Genomic DNA, 21,319 nt, shown 5'->3' with positions numbered 1-21,319 from the left:
ATGTTCGTATAGTAGCTACTTGCATTTGTTGTAAACTCACTTTTACTCTATAGTTATCTTTTTACTACCTTATCTATTTTCTGAACTGATTTTCGTATTAGAAAACATCCAATAAGAAGAATTATAAAAGGAATAAACCATAAAATGTAGGTACTAGATTTTACAGGTGGTACAATGATAATTGAATCTCCATAAGAATTTTTTAACTCTGAAACTATTTGCTCGTTAGTATATCCATCACTGATCTTCTTGCGAATTGTCTTACGCATAACATATGCAACTTGAGACTCAGATTCGGATAATAATTCACCAGAGCATACTGGACACTTTATTACTGCAAATAAGCTACTTGCTCGCTCTTCCATGCTTTCGTCTCTTAGTTTATCATCCAAAGTAAAAGCATTTATGCTTAAATGGAATATCAATGTAAAAAGTAAGCTAATTACTATTCTCATTCTTGGTGAATTGAGTGATAAAATCAGTAGTGGATAATTTTCCAATAAAGCCTGAACCTACATTATTGTCGTACTTTATTGAAAATTGAATGTCGTTATTAGTGATTTTTTCTGATAAGGAAGATATTGATTTTTCCAATTTATCTGCAGTCTTTGAATCATTAGTCACAAACGAAATTAATTCTTTATAATTTGATATGGCTACATTGATTTTATCTTCAAATGAAGATGTAACTAAATTGTAATTACTTACTCCACCATTCGCAGCAATAGAAAAGTTATTACTCTCAATCAAAAATTTTTCTATGTTGAAATTAATCTTAGAAGCTGAAATATGGTTTACAAATTCATAATCTAATTTAGCGTCGACACTAAGGTAATTTGCAGGACTTGCAGTATGTTTATAACGGTAAGTATAAAAATCAAATTCTAGTTTAGTATTTTCATTCAGTTCTTTATCAAAGTGAAATTGAATGTAATTACTTTTATCATTCACTTCAGTTATAACACTTTGCTGATTTTCTAAAACATCACATTTTAATCCATAATCTTCGTAACGAAATGTATCTATATAGTCTATTACAGTGCTATTTCTGTTGAATTTTAATGAAGATAGTAAATCATTTAGTTTAACAACAAAGTGGCTACTCACGTGTGTGTGACACTTTATATTCTTTTTCTCATCACTACGGACAGCAATGTTTACTTTATTGCTTGGTATATAGATATATACTGACTTATCAAATAATCTGTTTTTTATCACTAAAGCTTCAGATGAAACAGTTAATTGCTCATTAGAAAACTTTGGATTCGTTACATGAAAAACTAGGTTAAAAGGAAATCCCTTAAAATCATGTGAAATATCAACTTTTTCGTCATTAATGTAATCAGTTAAAAGACTTTTTACCTTAAATGCAGAAAAATACCAAAAACCACTATACGCTAGAGGAATAAACAAAGGTAAGGAGATGAGAATATAGACAAAAATTTTACGCATGATCCTCTTATTTATCTAATGATATATTTCTTGTACCTCTGGGCACGGTTACGCATAAACCGTCAATATCTTTTGTGATTTTTATCTGGCACCCAAGCCTTGATGTCTCTGTTAAGCCGAAAGCTAGGTCCAGCATATCATTTTCCTCATCAGATATAGGATTATGTGTTTCTACAACATCATAAAATTTTGGATCAATAATCACATGGCATGTAGAACAAGCAAGAGAGCCTTCACATGCACCTTCAAGCAGATCTGGATCACTTCTGTGGGCTAAATTAAGCAGAGTTTCTCCCTCTGCAGCTTCATAGCTTTTCTTACTTCCATCAGGTAAAATAAAAGTAACGGATGGCATACTATTAAAATCTCTACTAACTTCTATATATTCTACAAATAATAACTATTATTTGCAAACTCTTTGCAATTCCATCGCCTATCTCTTGTAATCTGTATTCCTATTAGGAAAGTAAGACAGATACCACCAGCATCTCACAGAATTGTAAACATGGAATTTTCTTAGCTTGAGATTTTAGTAAATATATTAATAAATTAGCGTTATTGAACTTGATCTGCCATTTCTCCTGATCTTAAGTTATGATTTTACTAATCCTATTGTATTAACTACATCTTTAGCATTGCTATCCTTCAATAAATTTGCAGGACTACTAAAATGGTATGTGATTACAGCAACAACAAGACAACAAACTCCAATTCCTATCCCTACCGCTAACATTCCTGAATGAGCTGCAATAGCTACCCCTAAAACAACTCCTACTACTGCTAACGTAGAAGCAACTATGATAGAAGTATTACGACACTTAATACGAAGCTCATTTAGTTTATCTAATGCAGGAGTACCATCTTTATATTTTAGCTCTTTTAGTACATCTTTATTTTCACATTTGTTAAACAACTTCCAAGCATAACTTAACCTTGACGCTTGACCATAAAACCCCTTCTCAACATATTCAATCAAGAGATCAAACGGAGTTTCACCTTGGTTATTTTTAATATCAAATCTTGCACCTGCACTCACAAGTGATTCAACTTTGCAAAGCATTGACTTATCGTAGTGCAAGTTTCTTAAAGCATGATGTAGAGCTGTACCTCCACTTTCATCTTGATAGTCAATTTTATTTTTATGTAAAAAGCAACCAAAAATCTTTTTATCGCAATCGCTTGTAACGATATTTTTTAAAGTAATACTTGAAATTTTTATATTATTTTCGACTAGGAGATCTAGAGCTTCTTTATGGTTATATTGAACAATAGTATCTACTAGTTTATTCAACGCAGGAGTATCTTCTAGTTTCTTTAGCTCATCGCTTTTACAACAACTAAGCAACTCCGCAACATAATTTAATCTTTCTACTCTTTTAGCTATAGGATGTCCTTGAACATAATTAAGCAAGAGATCAAACGGAGTTTTACCTTTTTTATTTTCAACATCAAGCCCTGCACCTTTACTAAGAACTGACTTAACAAAACCTTGGTATTTCGATTTATCCAAATCCAACCGTTTTAATGTATGATGTAAAGCTGTATTTCCTTCTTTATCTTTATAGTTGATATCTAAGTACTTATTAAAAAAATAATCCAAAAACTTTTCAGATTTGTATTCACAAGCACAGCTTAAGATGTCATTTTGTGATATTTCTGTCCTTTCTTCAAAGAGCTTGAAAATTTCCACACGATTGTACTTAATAGCAATTTGCACTAGAGATGTAATGTCACCAGCAGCAATTGTAACTTTCTTCATTATATCAGAACACTTTTCATACTCATTTGACTCGATATTTCTCGACAATTCCAGAATAGTCCTTAGATATTTGTATTCGGTTGATTCTTCAGTCTCTTCGGATTTGCCCATCTCTTCTATTTGTTCAAAACGCTTGTTTAGCCTTTCTGTTTCCTCTCTGATTAATTTTTGATTTTTCGAATCATACATAATGAATGTTTGATAAAAAATTTCTTCTCTTTTCCCTTCTTGTTTTAATTCACTTATTGTTTTAAGCATTTCTTCTGTCCACGACCACTCCTGTTGACTAAAATCCTCTCCCCTATCGTACTGGTTTCTGCTTGCTTGGTCAGATAACACGTGGTATGCTACTGATATTTCCTTGAATTTTTCCAATTCCTCTTTAAGTTCAGCCATTTGACCTTCTTCCGACTGTGATAGTAGCTCTCCGTCCTTCTTTTTTTTCTCTAACCTATCTAACTCTTGCACTTCCTTATACAATTTATCTGAATGAAACTTCAATGCTAATTTGTGATATACTTTTTTTATCTCATCGTGAGTAGCATCTCTTTTTACTCCTAATATTTCATAATAATCAGGCATTTGTTTCTCTACTATTTTGATACATTTTTTATGACATTAGCAATACTATGTCTTTATGAAAGAACTGGTGCTATATAAATATTTTAGCATATATTATAATATTTGTCAATTTATTAACAAATAGAGTGAAAATTTGTAGAAAAATGAGTTGTGAAAATGAAGGCTTAGAATCATTCCAACAACAGATTAATTTATATATGAATATGGCTCACCTTTACAGCATAATCAGTTAGCATAATTTCCACAAAGCTACAGAAAGAGTTGTGTTATATTTGTGGTAATTGAGGAGCTACAACCGCATGACGTCTGCCATTAATAATTATTTCACTTATTGCAACTGCTGCAAAAACAAAACAATAATATACTTTTGTTAGTACAGCAATAGGTGAAAGAGAGGCAATGCTGCTTGCTAGCAATATTTGAGAACCATAAGGTAAGATACTTTTTGTGATCGCAGTAAATATCTGTAATAAATACGCACTACGGTGTGGTGAAATGTTATATCTCTGTGCAAGTCTTTTCGCAATATTACTAGTTAATAAAATAGCAACAATATTGCTGGAAACCAAAATGGTAAACATAGATGATATTCCTGCAATCATAAGTTCAGCTTGACTTCTTGTGAGATTTACCTCATCGGTGAATTTATCTATCTTTTTCTGACTGTATTCGTACATTAAGTGACTTAATCCACTACTGAAAAGAATAAATATCATTACTTCATTCATCTTATTAAAACCCCTACATATGTCATGAGAATAATCAATAATAGAATAATCAAAAAAAGCTATTCCTAATATTCCAGCAACAACCATATTAACAGCTAATATTACCAGTGTGTTTATTTCAAATAAACCCATAATTATTAAAGATATATAAGGTATAATTTTAACTATGGATAAATAATTCAGAGTTGAAAAAGAAACAACTTCTGTACTATTTGAAATTATTACTAGATAAGTAAGTATTATAAAACCTGTAATAGATCCTGTCTTTAAGGTTAGTTTTAGTTTATCCTTTACTGAAGCTCCTTGTGAAGAAGTAGCCGCAATAGTAGTGTCAGATATCATTGAAAGGTTGCTGCCAAACATGGACCCACCTATCACAGCTCCAACGCCCACCGCACAATCAAAAGCTCCATTTTGTGCTAGATTCACAGCTATTGGTGTTATAAGTGCAATAACTCCGATTGATGTGCCTATTGCACTTGCAATAAACGCAGAAATTAAAAACATTCCAGGAAGTAATAATTGTGCTGGAAGAAAGCAAATAGTTAAGCTAGCAATAACATTTATACTACCAAGCGATTGAGTAACAGTAGAAAATGCACCAGCAAGGAGAAAAATCAAACACACGGTAAGAGTAGTTTTATTACCCATACCTTTTATAAGAGTATCAACGCTATGCTGAATTTTGTTTTTATTGAATAGAATAGCAAAAAATAATGCTGGTAATAAGCAAACTAACGGTGAAATTTGATGAAGAGGATTGTCAAGTCCTATAAAGGAAAAATAAGTACCACTACCAAGATATAAGGCTAAAAAAATAATGAGAGGAAGAAATGCAAACACTTGTCGTAATTAAATAAATTGAAAATATACTAGAATAAGCTATTTTAAGCAACTACCAATACAGTGTTTTTCTAATAATTTTGAACATCTTAAGCCATCTACTTTTGAATAAATTCCATTTGCATTTCTTGTATACTATTCTCTATTTGCTTTATTTGTTCTATTAGCCTTTCCTCTAAGTCAAAATTACCGCCCAGCCTTGCTTTAATTTTTTCTTCTTGTAATACATTTAATTCTTTTCGTAATACTATGTTATTCCAGACAGTTTCTGCTGATCTCTTCTCACTTAATTGACTATTTAGTACGCTAGTTTTTTCAAATACAAACTTTATAACACTAGACTCCTGTAGCAGAATTTCTTTATTAAAGTTGCTCTCACTAGTTACCATATTAATTACGCACTGTTGTAATTTTTTCATCTCCATATGAGTAAACTCAAAATGGGAAAATTGCTCGAAAAATATAGGGTGATTTAAAAATTCAGAAAACTCTATTACTATACGCAGGATTATAGCTTGATTTTGCTCTGCTTCAATTAATTTTGGAGATTTGTTGTAGAGATACTCCTCTCTTGTTTCTCTGAGTCTACTTTTAAAAATTTGCTTTTTAAAGCTACTTCTCAGTTCGCTAACTTTTTTGTAAAAATAATCTCTATAATACCTTTTAATGCTGATGTTACTGATAGCATTTACATATTCCATAAATTTGTGCTCAAGAATTGAATATTTTTCCGGAGCAAATTTTTCATAATTTTGCAAATTGCTACCAATTATGTGATGCCATAAATATTCAGAGTGCAGTTCTGTTGAGCGGTTAAAAGCGGATAGTACATCTTCCGTCTTATATTCTAGTTCATTGCATATATCGTATGGGTCCTTGTTGCTTGGCAAAGTCACGAACTTCAATGTGTATCCAGGCTCCAGTATCGGCAGAACAAGTTCTGCAATTCGAATAGCAGCATGACATCCAGCACTATCGCCATCCATACAGATAGAAATTTCTTTAGCAAGTTTCCAAAGATTTTTTATCTGCTCTGCAGAAATTGCGGTACCAAGCGGAGCAACTGTATTGCTAATTCCCGCTTGATGTAGTGCTATAGCGTCCATATATCCTTCAACAACAAATAGATGCTGTTTTTTGCGTATTTCACTCAAAGCAAAGTTTAATCCATATAAATTTTCTCTTTTCTTAAAGAGCTGACTCTCTGGGCTATTTAAATATTTTGGTTGTTGATCAGAACTCAACGCACGTCCACCAAAGCCAATAACTTTTCCTGCAATGTTCTGTATAGGGAACATGAGTCGATCATAGAAATAATCACGAGAATTTCTATTTATCAACCCAACATTAGCCAAAATTTTGTCTTCAATACCTGAAGAGTTCAAATATTCTCTCAAACCAGAACTTGGTGCATAACCTATTCTAAATTTATCTATGATTTTGAGTGAAATCTTGCGCTGCTTTAAATAATCTACAACTCCCTGATTTTTTTGTGTAAACCAAATTGCAGCTAAATTCAGTGCTGAAAACAGTTTGTTGTTCTCTTTAGCAACGCTGAGGTTTTTGGGTAACTCAACACCTGCAACAGATGCCAATTTTTCCAACGCTTCCTTAAAACTTAAGCCCTCAGTTTGTGAAATAAATTCAAACGCATCACCATGAGCTGAGCAACCGAAACAGTAATATAAGCCCTTAACATTGCTGACCGAAAAAGATGGAGTTTTTTCGTTATGAAATGGGCAGAGTCCAACAAAACTATCTCCTCTTTTTATTAACCTAACTTTTTTTCCTACTATGTCGGACAACAATAATTTTGACTTTATAATATCTATATGATCCATTTTACCGAATTAGTAGTGGTAGGATAAAAATTATATAGAATTTATGCATATCTGACTCGAAATTTATTCAGAAAGATCAGGAGAGCTTGACAAAAAGCTCAAAATAAATTACCCATATAAATATCCTTAAGTTGCAATTTCTTATATGTCATATGTGATATCAGTTGCTTCAGACCATGCAGGTTATGAATTAAAATCAGAAATAAAGGCTTACTTGGAAATTTTAGATTATACAGTGATAGACCGTGGCTGCACTGCTGAACAAAAGAGTGTAGACTACCCTGACTATGCTGCTGAAGTTGTAGAAGATATAACAAACAAAAAAGCAAATTATGGAATATTAATTTGCGGTACAGGTTTGGGCATGAGTACTGTGGCAAATCGTTTTGAAGGAATCTACGCTGCTTTATGTAATAGTGTTGAGATCGCAAAATTAGCTCGCGAGCATGGCAACGCGAATATACTTTGTCTTGGTGCAGAGTTTACTGCGAGTGGATTAGCAAAAGACACAGTCAAACAATTCCTCGAAACAGAATTTTCAAAAGAAAGTAGACATAAAGAACGCCTTGATAAACTTAGCAATATTAGCAAGAAAAAAACCACAAAAACTTATAACGAAGATGAAATATCAAAATTCGCTAAAATAGCAGGTGAATGGTGGGATGAGAATGGCAAATTCAAGCCATTGCACATGATGAATCCTGTGAGAGTATCATACATCGTTGAGAAAATAAAAGAATTAAAAAAATGCGATTTAAAAGAACTATCATTGCTCGATGTTGGTTGTGGTGGTGGCATTTTGTCAGAGTCAATGGCGCGTATTGGTATTAGCGTTGCGGGAATAGATGTATGTGAGGAAAACATAAAAGTGGCACAGTCGCATGCAAAGAAAGTAGGGTTAAATATAGAATACACACACACTAGCATTGAAGAGCTAAGCAATGACAAGAAGTATGACGTGGTTTTGTTGATGGAAGTGGTTGAACATGTAGATAATTTAGAGTTTTTCATGAAAAAAGCAATAGAGCTGTTGAAGCCAGAAGGGCTAATTTTTATATCGACGATAAATAGAACTATTAAATCCTTCTGTCTTGCAATAGTCGGCGCAGAGTACATATTAAACTGGCTGCCAAAAGGCACACATAGTTGGAATAAATTTCTCAAGCCATCAGAAATTGCAAATCATCTAAGAGAGAACAATGTAACACTGCAAAACATGGCTGGTATGGAATATAATGTAATAAAGCGTGAATGGAACTTGACCAAAGGTGTGGATGTTAACTATATACTTTGTGGAAACGTTGTAATTTGAAATCTCATTCAAGTACTAGAAGGTAATGTAAATATTTTAAGCAGTTTTACTTTACTTAGCAGCTAATTTATCATATGTATTTCCATAGGATATCGCTATATTAGAATATGTTACAATTACTAACCTTACTTGCTGTTATCACTTCAGTTATACTTTTTGGTCATCTAGTTCCAATGGAAGTAAAAACCTTCTTGTATTCAATAAGCCTTAGTATAAAAGAGATCCTACTATTTATAATGCCTTTTATTGTTTTTGCATTAATCTTTAGTAGTGTTAACAATCTTAAGCAGTCGGCTATAAAGTTTATATTGTTAATTATTATAACGATTTTCTTGTCGAACCTTACCTCAAGTCTAATAGCTTATTCTGCTTGGCACTTTATCTTACAAAATACTTATTCAATACAGAACGTAATACAGCATGAAGAAACAATTGTACCTTTATGGTCGTTTGAGCTACCGATAATGCTTTCCAACTTTCGTGCTCTTGCTTATGGGTTTGTGTCCAGCTTAATAATGTCTACTTTGCTGCCTAAAAAAAGCAAAGAACTTTCTCACAAAATGTCAGATTTAATTTTTGTTATTTTGAAGACATTCTTGACACCAGTTATTCCAATGTTTGTACTTGGATTTGCTTTTAAAATGCAGCATGACCAGGTTCTATCTACAATATTTATGAATTACTCAATAATTTTTATTATTATAGCATCTGTAACCTACCTTTATGTTTTTCTCTTATATGGAGCAGCAAATTCATTCAAGATCACAAGCTGGATAGCTAGTATAGGCAATATGATACCTGCATTTATTACTGCAATGAGCACAATGTCTAGTAATGCAGCTATGCCGCTTACTATTGAAGGAAGCAAAAAAAATGTAAAGCAGCCTGATATAGCATCGTCTGTTGTGCCAATAACTGCTAGCTTTCATTTAGTAGGTGATTGCTTTTTTATTATAATACTATCAATGATAATGACTTTTGGTGGTGCATTGTCTGCAACAGACTATGTGACTTTCCTTCTCTACTTTCTGTTATTTAAATTTGCTATTGTTGCAGTTCCAGCGGGAGGGATTATGGTAATGTTGCCTGTTCTTGAGAAGTATCTTAATTTCTCTCCAGAGATGCTTTCATTAATTACAGCATTGTATATAGTGTTTGACCCAATAATAACTTCAGCAAATGTTATGGGTAACGGTGCGTTCACTATGATGTTTACAAAGCTCTATGATAAGCTTAAGTGATGTCCATTCTAGCAATTAATACTGTAGGTGCTGGTAGTTCAATAGCAGTAATTGATTACGATGGTAATTGTTTTGTAGAACGCAATTCTGCAAACAATAGTCATGCAGAATCATTTTTTCAAATACTGAATACTTTGTTTGATAAGCATAATTACAGCTACGATAAAATAGACCATTTAGCAGTGATAGTTGGACCAGGAAGTTTTACTGGAATCAGAGTTGGTATATCAACTGCACAAGGTATAAATCTTGCTACAAATAAGCCGTTATATGGGGTTAGTGCGCTGGAAGCTCAAGCATATGCAATATCGCTACTTTGTGCAAATAGCAAAAAAAATATTAAAGCTATAATCGAAGATGATCAAAAGTTTTATACGCAATTATTTGATTTCAATTTGTTACCGCTATCAAATCCTGCTGTAGTAAGTGAACTCCAGCCTGAAACGGACTGCATTACATATATGGATTGCAGTTTACCAAAGTTGGATGCTAGCCATGCAGGGCTATTAGTCCGTTATAGACTAAAAAATAAACAAAAATTAAATGGAGTTGAGGCTCTATATTTAAATGAGCCTCAGTATATGAAATCGTTGCCTATTGCGTAAACACTATTAATTTGGCCAAGTTTGTACATCTGACTTACTATTTCTTCTGCTACTTCTTTTATACTCATATTTGAATTTTCTACCTCTATAGCATTTTGTGGTACAAATAAATCTTCCTCCCTAAATTTAATACTATTTATATTAGTAACCTTCCTATTTTTTCTTTGCTTTTTTGATATAGTACGCTCTTGTAATATCAATGGATTGCACCTAATACCAATTCCCACTATATAAAGAACAGATAGACAATAATGGGAAAGAAGTGATACTAAAGTAGATAAAATAGAGAGGTATAAATGGCATTAAGGTCAAAACTATTAGACGAAAAAGTTGTAAATTTGGCGAAAGAAATGTTAAAAAAGGTCAGAAATAACGCATATGTTTCAAAAAAGTTACAAGCGGTGATAGCAGGAAAAGAAAGTAGTATAAGCGCTGTGGCAAGAATATGTAAAATTTCAAGGACTGCTTTGACTGAATGGATAAAGCATCTAAAATTTGGTAGAGTAGAAAGATTATTTTCCCCGTCTCAGCGGCGAAGAAAAAGCAAATTAAACAAAAATCAACGTGAGCAAATTGAAATATGGGTAGAAAGAAATCCAAATATTACTATTAAGGAAGTGCAAATAAAAATCTCAGAGGAATTTGGCCTAAACATTAGCAAATCAACAGTGCACCGTGAGATACAAAGGATGAAGTTTTCTTACATAACACCGAGGCCAATTCACCATAAACAAGATAAAAACAAGCAAGAAGAGTTTAAAAAATACTTCAATAAAATAGTCAATTCCCACCCTGAAAAGGAGGTATTTTTTTGATGAATCACGATTTGGAACTCATTCAAAAATCGGACACGGATGGTTTAAAAAAGGGGTCAGAACACAGGTTAAAATGAAAATTGGTAGACAAAATTTCTATATCTACAGTGCGGTAAATCCAAGAAGTGGTAAGAAAATTAGCCTACTTGCTCCATATGTAAACACTGATTGTATGAATATATTTCTGGAGCAGATGTCGAAAGATTTAGGCACGAAAGAAGCCTTTCTTGTAATGGATTGTGCAAGTTGGCATAGATCAAAAAGTTTGAAAATTCAGGAAAACATTACCATCATATACTTGCCTCCTTATTCACCGGAACTGAATCCTGTTGAAAGGTTGTGGCAATATATCAAATACAATACTTTACGCAATAGTATCTACGATACCATAGGTTTACTTGAAGATGTTTTGTGTAATTTTATTGTCAATATTTCCAGTACTACTATTAAACGAGTTTGTAATGTTTCTTATTTGTTCGGTCAGTAATGGATTTTGGTATTAGTATTTTAACGTAGGTTCACCTTTTAGTTTGTAATAAACTTTTTTTCACGTATAAATCTTTAGAAAATTTTAGTCAAGAGCTATGTTATTAACAAATAGTGAGTTGAAAAGAGACCTAGTTAACGCCTATCAGATTTTATCTTATCTTAAATTAGATGATCATACGTATACTCATCTCTCTGTACGTTCTGAAGATAAAAAGTCATTTTATGTTTATCCGTTTGGTATACGTTTTGATGAAGTAGATGAAAGTTCATTGATGAAAGTATCGTTTGATGGGAATATAATTGAAGGCAAAGAATATCAATATAATAAAACTGGCTATGTAATCCATGGCTTCATTTATCAAGCAAGGAAAGATATTCAAGCAATTTTTCATCTACATACACCTTCTATTGTAGCAGTTTCTTCTCTCAAGGATGGATTAATCCCAATAAGTCAGTGGGCGCTGCACTTTTATAATAAGGTATCTTACCATGATTATAATTCCCTGGCACTTGATGATACGGAAGGAAAAAGATTAATAGCTGATTTGAAAGAAAATTTTGTGATGTTAATGCGCAATCATGGATCTATAACATGTGGTCAGACTATACAAGAAGCAATGTTTTATACGTATCACTTAGAACAAGCTTGTAAAACTCAATGCCTGACGCTAGCAATGAATAGGGGGTTGTCAATTCCAAGTGAAGAAATTTGCTCAAAAGCCGTAAAGGATCTTCTGTCTTTCGAAAGCAATCTTGGTGAGAGAGATTGGCACGCATGGGTTAGGTTGATTAAAGGTAAGTTATAAAAGTTTCTGACTCTTCGATAGATATTAGATTTCTTGCATAACCAGCCAGTCTGAAATCCAATAATGGTTTCACACGCTGTAACTCTTCAATTCATGCAAGAAGTCTAATGTCTCCATCTCTACTTAAGTTAACACCCTTAACTAAGCAGATACAAGTAAATAACTAGTAAGTTTTTTCAATCCTGCTCCACAGCAAATTTTAATGCTATGTGAGTAGTTATAGTGCTATTAACAATTAAAATGACAAAAATTAAGATGGTGATTAGTAGTGTATAAATATTCAAGGATAAATTTTCAAATTGAGTTAGCAATTTGAAATATACAAAAGTTGGCATTATCATTGGCAAAACAAGAATTTGCGACACTCCTGATGCTAAGTTATTTCGACCAATCATCAATGCATTTCCAGTAGCTGAAATATTAATGATTATCAGCGTATTAAATAATAAAGACACTCCAACTGCTATTGAATGTTCAATATTATTGCCTAGAATTGCAAAGCTGAACATGAAAGAAATCACTGAAATCGGTAACCCAAATAACAACCAGTGAGCGAAGATTTTATAAGCAACTATTAGCCTAGAAGAGAGTGGCTGTACAAAGATTTGCTCTAATATTCCATCATGATAATCAGATGTAAATAAATTATTTGTAGAGATCTGCAAAACAAATGTAGCACATATCCATGTTAATGTTAATATGACTTCTTGTTTACTATTGTTTTCAAGTGTATATGAAGATAAACTTAACATTATAATAAAAATACATACTATATAAGTAAGATTATTATCATTTATTACTAATTTTTTTACCGAACTAATCATACCAGGATTTTAAATGTTTATTATAAATTATAGTGTTTACTTTGAGGGTAATATAATTTTTTGTGTTTACAAGTTATATAAGTTTTAATATATTTTATTGATAATGCTATGGAAAAATTAATAAAAATAAAGTTACCGGAAGATTACGTTCCTTCAGAAAATGAAGAATATATGAACGTAAAACAACTGGAATACTTTAGCTTAAAGTTACAATCAATACTCTCTGAAATGGAGAAACAAGATCTAGAAGATAGTAGTATTTATTCTGATAGAGATAGTGAAAATGGAGAATTAATTAAGCGCCGAAAAGATAGAAAAGAAAAAATTAAGGAGGCGTTGGAAAAAATAAAATTAGGCATTTATGGTTACTGCGATGGAACGGGAGAAGAAATAGGAGTCGAAAGACTTAAAGCTAATCCGCTTGCTATGTATTGTATTGAAGAACAAGAGAGAATAGAAAAAGAAAAGAACGTGTATAACATTAATGATTAGAACTTGTTCGGGAATTCAAGCATATTTCTCTCCTTAACATAACTCTACTCATAGCCAGATATATGAAATTTTCAGTGAGTAAATCTTATTCTTTCGATAGTCTTCTATTCCTAAAGCAAAAGTCCTTTCTACAACCCACCTTCTTGGCTGCACTTTAAACCCCTCATTGGTAGTAGCTAAGGCGGTGTGTCTTTGTTGACTTAGAACCTACATGAAGGCCTTTTGACAATCTCAATATCCAGACCATATTCTTCCTTTATATGATTTTTTAAATTTTCTCCTTGGTATCCCATCACATTTTTTAACTATAGTATATTTTTTTCTTATATTATTTAATACTACCTTTATCATTTTCGTTAGCAGCGCTTACGTAACAATAGAGTATAAAACCCTGAGTATCTGTAATTATATGCCTTTTTCTACCCTTTACTTTCTTAAATAGCCTTTGATTCCCCTTTTTCTGTAGTCTGTACAGATTACTATACAAACACTTGACTGATCATACACAGTTTTCCATAGCGGAAAATCATTTAGTAAATACCGCCATTTACACCTGTACACAATACATAGAAAATTGCTTCTAATATTTCTCTTTTGCTATACTTTGACGACCTTCCTCCTTTCCTGTATGATACTCTGGAGTAGCTTTCTATTCTTGCCCATTCCCTTCGATTTAGCTCTGCTGGATGCTTTTTTCTCATCTTTACCCAGTACTAAAACTTTAGATATTATAGCCTCTTTTACTAATCTCTGGACAAGCTCTAGCTTCGGTAAATTCAGTAGAAGGTTCTTTTGCAAAAAATGCAGCATGTACAGCATTTTTAATAAAAAAACATGCAGCAAGTGCAAATATTGCTGTCGGTACATAGCGCAAAGGAGAAGCTATACTAAAAAAAGTAGCAGAAGCGACGATTAAGCAACAACAAGTCAGTATCGTTTGATCACGTAGATAACGTCTATCAACTCCACCGTATTCAGCCATCAACCCTTTAACTTTATCATTGCTACCGTATGGCAGAGTAAGCGTTTTAATCAAATTCATTACACCATTATTAGTGAAATATGGAGCACACTCTATAACTCTGGAGCCATTAACCTTCTGATTAGGATCTGCACCATACTTTAGAAGCAACTCTAAATATTTTTCGCGTTTATCGTTGTCACAATTGATTGCTTGATATAATGGACCTCGACCATTTTCATCTAACATATTAGGATTAGCACCATATTTCAAAAGTATTTCCATAGTATGATCATCATCAAACAAAAACGCTTCAAACAACGGATTTTTACCATTTCTATCTACCATATTAGGATCAGCACCATATTGTAACAATAACTCTACAATTCTGCTGTCGTCGAGAACCCTACAATAGTATAACGAAGCTTCATTATGTAATAGCTTTATATTAGGATCAGCACCATTTTCTAAAAGAAGTTTCAAAATACTATAATTTCTTGAATCTTTAGCTTGCATTAAAGCAATAGATAATGGAGAGTAAATACAAATAAGTTCTTCATTGATGTAATCACCAAATCTTCCATCTTTACTGCTTTTGAATTTGGAAAAAAGCTTTTCAAGAAACTTTATATCCTGATTATATAGAGCTCTACTTAAGTAAAACCTCAAATCTTCAGGCGAATTAATTTCATTTAAATTTTCGTCAGTTAGATTTTTAACCCCTTCTATATTTTTCTTAGTGAGAAATTCATATGCAGTACCTAGCTTTTTAAATTTCTCCTCATTTTGTTTCTTCACAACCTCACTTTCACCTGAATGTTTATCAGGATGATATTTCAAGGCCAATTTTCTATACGCTGATTTAATTTCTTGTTCACTGGGCGCATCGCTTGATTCAAAACCTAATATTTTTAAAGCTTTCTTTCTACTTACAATAAATTCCCCACTGAAATATGTTAAATTAAACGTAATCCAAAATTTCAAAAAGTAAAGCTTTTTATGTCAAATTACGTCTATTTCATAACTGTACAAATATTGTAGATCAGGAAACTTCAGTCCTTGATACTGGAATAACATCTCTATACTACTTAGAGTCAATCTCAATATTAAAAAATTTCTCAAATAGAAAAAAGGCAAAAGGAACCCTGTCAGATACTATCTAGTTTTAAAATTGGCGTTCTTTATTGTCTAATTTGACATCCACTCAATAGATACCATTTTTGCATTTAATTTACAGAATGTAGTCTAAGTACAAACTTGTGAAAGGCTTATGTGTAATGCTTCTCCACATAATCACTAATAATTTCCTTAAATTCTTCAAAAATATTATCACCTTGTAAAGTTTTGAAATATTTGCCGTCTTTGTAGACTGCTGAAACAGGTTTTTCTCCGTATCCAGGAAGGCTGATCCCCAGATTTGCATGTTTGCTTTCTCCAGGACCATTTACTATACATCCCATAACAGCAACGCTCATATACTCTACACCAGGATTCTTTTTCTTCCATATCGGCATATGAGTTTTTATGTAGTCATTTATTTCCTCAGTTAATCTACGAAAACGATCGCCACTTGTGCGTCCACAACCAGGACATGAACTCACCTGAGGGTTAAAGTGACGTAAACCTATAGACTGTAGTATTTCCTGACATACTACCACCTCATTAGTGCGTGATTCACCAGGGCGCTGAGTTAAAGAAGCCCGGATAGTGTCTCCAATACCATTTTGCAATAAATAAGTAAGCCCTGCTGTGGTATTTATTATGCCTTTATTACCCATACCAGCTTCGGTTAAACCCAAATGCAGCGCATAATTGGAAGATTTTGCAAGTGCAGTATAAACTAAAATTAAATCTTGCACTCTACTGACTTTACATGAAATGATTATTTTCTCTGCATTAAGGCCAATCTTTTCAGCTTTTTTTGCACTACCAAGAGCAGACATTACAAGCGTCTTACGTAATATAACATCAGAAGTTTTTGGATTACTAGACAAGGAGTTTTCATCCATTAATTTTTGTGAAAGGTACTTATCAAGACTACCCCAATTTACTCCAATTCTGACAGGAAGATCATGCGTTATTGCATACTCTATAATTTTTTCAAATTTTTCATCACGTTTATCACCAAAGCCTATATTACCTGGATTTATCCTAATTTTACCCAAAATTTTAATGTTGTCTGGATAATCCTGAATCAGCCTGTAGAGCTCATATTGTCCACAGCCTACTAATATTTTACCATCAAAGCCTTCTTTATTTATTTCCTCTACTATATAAGGTATTGCTTTTGCTACTTCCTCTGAGTTCAAAGCAATTCGCACCAATTCTGAACCTGCATGCGCTAGTTCTATTACTTCTTTTGCATATTTCTGAGCACTGCTTTTTATGTTGTCAGAATCTATATGTGCACCAAGTGCCATGGATTGAACAACTATAGGATTATTTCCACCTATCTTCACTTGTCCAACTTTTACAGTATGAGTTTTATGCCTGGAAACCGGCGATGACTCATATGCATCATCACTCAATGTCAGGTCTCTATCTAGCATATTATTAATCGTGACACTATTTTACTGTGTCAACTACACTGCCAAATGAACTTGAACCATTTAAACTATGCTGTGGTGTTCTATTTAGATCAGTAATAGAATCATGAGAGCACGTTCTTCTTGATGGAGTTTCTTTTATAGTAACATTTATAGGGGAAACTTTTTTTTCTCGTGTTGAAGTAACTTTTTTCCCTTTTTGTTGTTCACTTTTTTTATGCTGCTTACCTTCATACTGAGAAACTGGCTCTTGATCTATAAATACAGCACCCTTTAAACGTGCAAGATTAATACCATGCTGATTGATCATAGCATCCTCCCCATCTTCAACTATGCAAGCTCCCACGTTGTTTGGCTCGTTATCAAGGCTAGCAATTTTTTTTTCTTTTAATTTTTTGATTAGATCTTCTTTATTTACGTTAACATTAGTTTGACCTTGTAACTTTCTTTTCTTGAGAATCTCCCTACGCTTTTCATATAGTTTATATGAATCAGCAAATTCCTCATCTGCATGAAAATTTGTACCACCAGGATTACCAGGAGGTGTGTACCTTTTACTAAGCTTCACTTTAGACTTAGCTTCAACATTATGTACAGTAAAGAAACTAGAAACCAAAAATATTAATATAAATAAAACTTTAGAAAAGATCTTAAGCATACTATAGTGAATATTGTGCTTTAAAAGATACCAATTAACAAACTTCAAGTAAATCAGAATCTCTACCAACTTTATAATACAAACATCTTTCTAAAAAATTTACTACCAAAACCTGCAAAATCTAAAGAAAGTTTAAGGTGTTACAAATTTTACGTAACACCTTTTCAAGAAGAGCATTACACTCCTACTTGTTGTAAATTATTATTCAGTTTTTCGGTATCACCTACATTACTAAACTTCCCATTTGGTTTATCTTGAGACAAGTCTCTTTTTCCTTCCCTTTCAGATTTAACTCCTTGATAGATACAGAATGCAACAAAACTAGTTACCGCTATTGCAGCAACAGCACTGACTATGGCACAAGTTAGTATTGCTTGTTCTTGCCCACCTACCATGTCTGCAAATGTTTCTACTTTTTCTTCTAAGCCTGTAAATTTTTCTTGCAAGCCGCTTAAGTGCTCTTGCATAGCTTGAAACTGCTCAGTACCAATCTTATCTTCTAATGCACCAAAAACTTTTTCAAATTGCTCAACATCTATCTTTTGAGCTTCTTGCCACTCTTTTAATGCACTAAATACCTCTTCAAACTGTTTAGCATCTATCTTTTGAGCTTCTTGCCATTCTTTTAATGCGCTAAATACTTCTTGAAACTTTTTAGCATCAATATTTTGACTTTCCTGCAATGCTGTTACATCCAATTTATCAAAACCGAATACAAATTTGGTTATACCCATTTTTAACCCCCTAGCTAATTAATATATTACTATTGTACGTTTTTAGTAGTTAATTTAGTATTAAACACTATACAACTGGGATCCAATAAGAAATATCTGGTCATGCGCTGGAACTTTTGAATTCCAGTTATGCAAGAGATCTATTGATCTTAAAATAACTTTCCTTGGTTTAAGTTAGCGATTATTCTACCAATATCTCTCTCTTTCCTGAGTAACTCGGAGCGCTGACAATACCTTCTTTCTCCATTCTTTCAACAATATTTGCAGCTCTATTATAGCCTATTCTAAGCTGCCTTTGAATGTAACTAGTTGAAACCTTTTGATCTCTCTGAATGATGGTCACTGCTTGCTTGTATAGATCGTTCTCTTCATCTTCTGTTTCACCTTCTGATTCCGAGAAAGAATTTTCATCTTCTTGAGTGATTTCCTCCATGTAGTTTGGCTCACCTTGCGTTTTCAGATGATCAACTATATTTTGCACCTCATCATCACTTACAAATGGACCGTGAACTCGAATAATCTTACCACCAGAGGCCATATAAAGCATATCACCCATACCGAGCAATTGTTCAGCCCCTTGTTCACCAAGTATTGTACGGCTATCTATCTTAGAAGTAACAGCAAAACTAATTCTCGTTGGAAAGTTTGCTTTTATCACACCTGTTATTACATCTACAGATGGGCGTTGTGTTGCCATTATGATGTGTATTCCTGCAGCACGAGCCATCTGAGCTAAACGTTGAATAGAGCATTCTATATCTTTGCCAGCAACAAGCATTAAATCTGCCATTTCATCTACGATCACCACAATATACGGAAATGTCTCCATTTTAAGTGGTATTTTTTCAAATAAAGGTTTACCCGTTGTTGAGTTAAACCCAATCTGTACAACGCGCTCCAACTCTATTCCGCTATTCATCGCTTCTGTAATTTTTTGATTATAGTTTATTACATTGCGCACATTTAAATATGACATCATGCGATAGCGATTTTCCATCTCTTTCACTATCCACTTAAGAGCAATAACAGCTTTTTTTGGCTCTGTTACCACTGGCGTTATTAGATGCGGTATTGCATCATATATTGAAAGCTCGAGCATTTTGGGGTCGATCATTATCATCTTGCATTCATCAGGACTTAATCGATAAACGAGCGATAGAATCATCGTGTTAATCGCAACTGATTTTCCTGACCCCGTAGTCCCGGCAACAAGCAAGTGGGGCATTTTAGTCAAATCTGCAATAACTGGCTTTCCGCTTATTTCCTTGCCAAGTGCAATTGGAAGATTTAAGTTTGCATTTTGGTATTCTGGCGATTCAAGTAAATCACGCAGCATCACAATCTCTCTCTCCTTGTTCGGCAACTCTATTCCCATAGCATTTTGCCCACGAATTATTGAAATACGTGCAGAGAGTGCACTCATCGAACGTGCAATATCATCCGCAAGGCCAATCACTCTTGCAGATTTTGTGCCGGCTTGTGGTTCAAGTTTATATAAAGTCACAACCGGTCCATAACATACACTTATAATTTTTCCTTGCACGCCAAAATCACTCAGGACCTGCTCCAGCAAAGATAAATTCTTATTGCTCTCTAATGCATTCAACTGTTTTCTCTGCACAGATTCTTCTACTTTAGAAAGTAAGTGAATGCTTGGAAACTCAAACTCGCTAGAAGGTGGTTTAAAAATCTCTTCGGTAGCTTTTTTCTGTCTTTCTTTTGGTTGTTGTCTAGTGGTTCTATATTTTTCTTCTAATACTAACGGTGCTATTGAATAATCAGTAGTTTTACGTAATCTGAAAAACAAGATCTTTGGAAAAAAGGAAGCTATTTTTTTGCATAGGAAAAGTAAAGAATAAACTGTTCTCTTCCAACCAACCAATCCTACAATACCTATCGACGCTACTACCGTGAATACATAAAACGGGCAGTGGCCAATTAGAGTATTGCCGACTATTCCACTGTGCATATACCTTGCAGTGGTGCTGAGCGAAAGTTGCTCTAATGTAGAGCATATTCCCAAATTGATTAATACTAAATAGAGAATCTTCAACAACCTTTTTGATATCAAAAAGTAAACTATGGTTGTAGCTATTGTAATACTAGCGAGTCCCAAAAATTGAACTAATATATCAGCTAAATATGAACCTACTATTCCACCTAAATTTGTTACTTTCTCATTTGTAGCTGTATTTAAGGATGGATCTTGATAATTATAGCTAAAAATCGATATATATATATACATTAAAAGTGACAGGTATATCGCTGATTTTAGCTGTTTTTTTAACATCTACTTAAAGTAATAAGTAATTGTATATTTTACAAAGTGAATTGCTATTATCAATATCATCACGGATAAATCTAATCCATTGAATGGTTGTATATACCTTCTGATAACCTTTAGTGGAGGATGGGTAAGTCGGTTTAAAGTTTGCATTATTTTGCTTACAACTTCATTATACATGTTAACCACATTCAATTTAATCAACAAATCCAGAACAACTGAGCATATTAGAATGAAGCTGTAAAAATCAAGTAGCAGATTAAGCAAGTATATGATTGGATGCATATTACTAATTTATACTAAAACCTATTATGTGTAGTGATAGATATAAAATCAAGCCCCACAAT

Annotated in this window: 18 protein-coding genes and 3 pseudogenes; 6 read left to right on the top strand and 15 right to left on the bottom strand. The window is 33.1% G+C overall.

The features are described 5' to 3' along the window. Positions 1-53: 53 nt before the first annotated feature. From ABWU24_RS06520 to dnaG, 6 genes and pseudogenes are all read right to left on the bottom strand, one after another. Positions 54-455, bottom strand: coding sequence for a cytochrome c-type biogenesis protein CcmH (locus tag ABWU24_RS06520; protein WP_015588473.1), 402 nt, complete (start codon positions 453-455; stop codon positions 54-56). Then, positions 439-1,452, bottom strand: a complete 1,014-nt coding sequence (locus ABWU24_RS06515; protein WP_015588472.1) for a hypothetical protein — start codon at positions 1,450-1,452, stop codon at positions 439-441. Before ABWU24_RS06515 ends, ABWU24_RS06520 begins: the two co-directional genes overlap by 17 nt. 7 nt (positions 1,453-1,459) lie before the next feature. After that, positions 1,460-1,807, bottom strand: coding sequence for a ferredoxin family 2Fe-2S iron-sulfur cluster binding protein (locus ABWU24_RS06510; RefSeq protein WP_015588471.1), 348 nt, complete (start codon positions 1,805-1,807; stop codon positions 1,460-1,462). A 1,686-nt stretch (positions 1,808-3,493) separates the two neighbouring features. Beyond that, positions 3,494-3,793, bottom strand: a pseudogene (locus tag ABWU24_RS06505) (DnaJ domain-containing protein); the annotation flags it as partial. Positions 3,794-4,059: 266 nt separating this feature from the next. Continuing rightward, positions 4,060-5,364, bottom strand: coding sequence for a Na+/H+ antiporter NhaC family protein (locus tag ABWU24_RS06500; RefSeq protein ID WP_341815954.1), 1,305 nt, complete (start codon positions 5,362-5,364; stop codon positions 4,060-4,062). 98 nt (positions 5,365-5,462) lie between these two features. Further along, positions 5,463-7,205, bottom strand: a complete 1,743-nt coding sequence (gene dnaG / locus ABWU24_RS06495) for a DNA primase (RefSeq protein WP_015588468.1) — start codon at positions 7,203-7,205, stop codon at positions 5,463-5,465. A 145-nt stretch (positions 7,206-7,350) separates the two neighbouring features. Between dnaG and ubiG the strand changes: the two genes are divergently transcribed. The 3 genes from ubiG (at position 7,351) to tsaB (ending at position 10,363) form a co-directional block, all read left to right on the top strand. After that, a complete protein-coding gene (ubiG, locus tag ABWU24_RS06490) occupies positions 7,351-8,517 on the top strand; it encodes a bifunctional 2-polyprenyl-6-hydroxyphenol methylase/3-demethylubiquinol 3-O-methyltransferase UbiG (RefSeq protein ID WP_353274621.1) in 1,167 nt (388 codons plus the stop codon). Positions 8,518-8,624: 107 nt separating this feature from the next. Then, positions 8,625-9,758 carry a cation:dicarboxylate symporter family transporter gene (locus ABWU24_RS06485; RefSeq protein ID WP_341815952.1) on the top strand — a complete coding sequence of 378 codons (1,134 nt, stop codon included), beginning with the start codon at positions 8,625-8,627 and terminating at the stop codon, positions 9,756-9,758. Continuing rightward, positions 9,758-10,363, top strand: a complete 606-nt coding sequence (gene tsaB / locus ABWU24_RS06480) for a tRNA (adenosine(37)-N6)-threonylcarbamoyltransferase complex dimerization subunit type 1 TsaB (RefSeq protein WP_063631133.1) — start codon at positions 9,758-9,760, stop codon at positions 10,361-10,363. The genes ABWU24_RS06485 and tsaB overlap by 1 nt, the downstream gene beginning before the upstream one ends. On the opposite strand, the pseudogene ABWU24_RS06475 reads toward tsaB, so the two are convergent. After that, positions 10,333-10,578, bottom strand: a pseudogene (locus ABWU24_RS06475) (hypothetical protein); the annotation flags it as partial. The gene tsaB and the pseudogene ABWU24_RS06475 overlap by 31 nt on opposite strands. A gap of 81 nt (positions 10,579-10,659) precedes the next feature. Between ABWU24_RS06475 and ABWU24_RS06470 the strand changes: the two are divergent. Both ABWU24_RS06470 and ABWU24_RS06465 read left to right on the top strand, forming a co-directional pair. Next, positions 10,660-11,665, top strand: a protein-coding gene (locus ABWU24_RS06470; RefSeq protein ID WP_353274215.1) for an IS630 family transposase whose coding sequence is annotated in 2 segments (ribosomal slippage) — positions 10,660-11,169 and positions 11,171-11,665 — 1,005 coding nt in all. Because the reading frame shifts where the segments join, the coding sequence is not laid out codon by codon here. 97 nt (positions 11,666-11,762) lie between these two features. Further along, entirely contained in the window at positions 11,763-12,473 is a 711-nt protein-coding gene (locus ABWU24_RS06465; protein WP_063631132.1) for a class II aldolase/adducin family protein, read from the top strand. 176 nt (positions 12,474-12,649) lie between these two features. Here ABWU24_RS06465 and ABWU24_RS06460 read toward each other — a convergent pair whose 3' ends face one another. Beyond that, the gene (locus ABWU24_RS06460) at positions 12,650-13,297 is read right to left on the bottom strand and encodes a heme exporter protein CcmB (RefSeq protein WP_015588462.1); all 648 of its coding nucleotides are present in this window, start codon (positions 13,295-13,297) and stop codon (positions 12,650-12,652) included. A 108-nt stretch (positions 13,298-13,405) separates the two neighbouring features. Here ABWU24_RS06460 and ABWU24_RS06455 point away from each other — a divergent pair, with 108 nt between their 5' ends. Further along, on the top strand, positions 13,406-13,789 hold the full coding sequence (locus ABWU24_RS06455; RefSeq protein ID WP_015588461.1) for a TraR/DksA family transcriptional regulator: 384 nt from the start codon (positions 13,406-13,408) through the stop codon (positions 13,787-13,789). Here ABWU24_RS06455 and ABWU24_RS06450 read toward each other — a convergent pair. The 7 genes and pseudogenes from ABWU24_RS06450 to ABWU24_RS06420 all read right to left on the bottom strand — a co-directional run bounded on the left by ABWU24_RS06450 (position 13,779) and on the right by ABWU24_RS06420 (position 21,257). Next, positions 13,779-14,490, bottom strand: a pseudogene (locus ABWU24_RS06450) (transposase). The gene ABWU24_RS06455 and the pseudogene ABWU24_RS06450 overlap by 11 nt on opposite strands. Positions 14,491-14,510: 20 nt before the next feature. Continuing rightward, entirely contained in the window at positions 14,511-15,734 is a 1,224-nt protein-coding gene (locus ABWU24_RS06445; RefSeq protein WP_341815951.1) for an ankyrin repeat domain-containing protein, read from the bottom strand. A 284-nt stretch (positions 15,735-16,018) separates the two neighbouring features. Further along, on the bottom strand, positions 16,019-17,299 hold the full coding sequence (ispG, locus tag ABWU24_RS06440) for a flavodoxin-dependent (E)-4-hydroxy-3-methylbut-2-enyl-diphosphate synthase (protein WP_015588459.1): 1,281 nt from the start codon (positions 17,297-17,299) through the stop codon (positions 16,019-16,021). Between the two features lie 16 nt (positions 17,300-17,315). Further along, complete coding sequence (locus ABWU24_RS06435) at positions 17,316-17,954, bottom strand: TRP75-related protein (RefSeq protein WP_341815950.1); 639 nt, start codon at positions 17,952-17,954, stop codon at positions 17,316-17,318. 176 nt (positions 17,955-18,130) lie between these two features. Next, positions 18,131-18,688 (bottom strand): hypothetical protein, encoded by a 558-nt coding sequence (locus tag ABWU24_RS06430; protein ID WP_341815949.1) that lies wholly within the window; start codon positions 18,686-18,688, stop codon positions 18,131-18,133. A gap of 181 nt (positions 18,689-18,869) precedes the next feature. Then, positions 18,870-20,978 carry an FtsK/SpoIIIE family DNA translocase gene (locus tag ABWU24_RS06425; RefSeq protein ID WP_341815948.1) on the bottom strand — a complete coding sequence of 703 codons (2,109 nt, stop codon included), beginning with the start codon at positions 20,976-20,978 and terminating at the stop codon, positions 18,870-18,872. Further along, positions 20,979-21,257 (bottom strand): YggT family protein, encoded by a 279-nt coding sequence (locus ABWU24_RS06420; RefSeq protein WP_015588455.1) that lies wholly within the window; start codon positions 21,255-21,257, stop codon positions 20,979-20,981. It abuts the gene before it with no gap. Positions 21,258-21,319: the final 62 nt, after the last annotated feature.

Source organism: Wolbachia endosymbiont (group B) of Hofmannophila pseudospretella, assembly GCF_964028515.1.
GTDB lineage: Bacteria > Pseudomonadota > Alphaproteobacteria > Rickettsiales > Anaplasmataceae > Wolbachia.
This window is presented reverse-complemented; position numbering and strand designations above follow the sequence as displayed.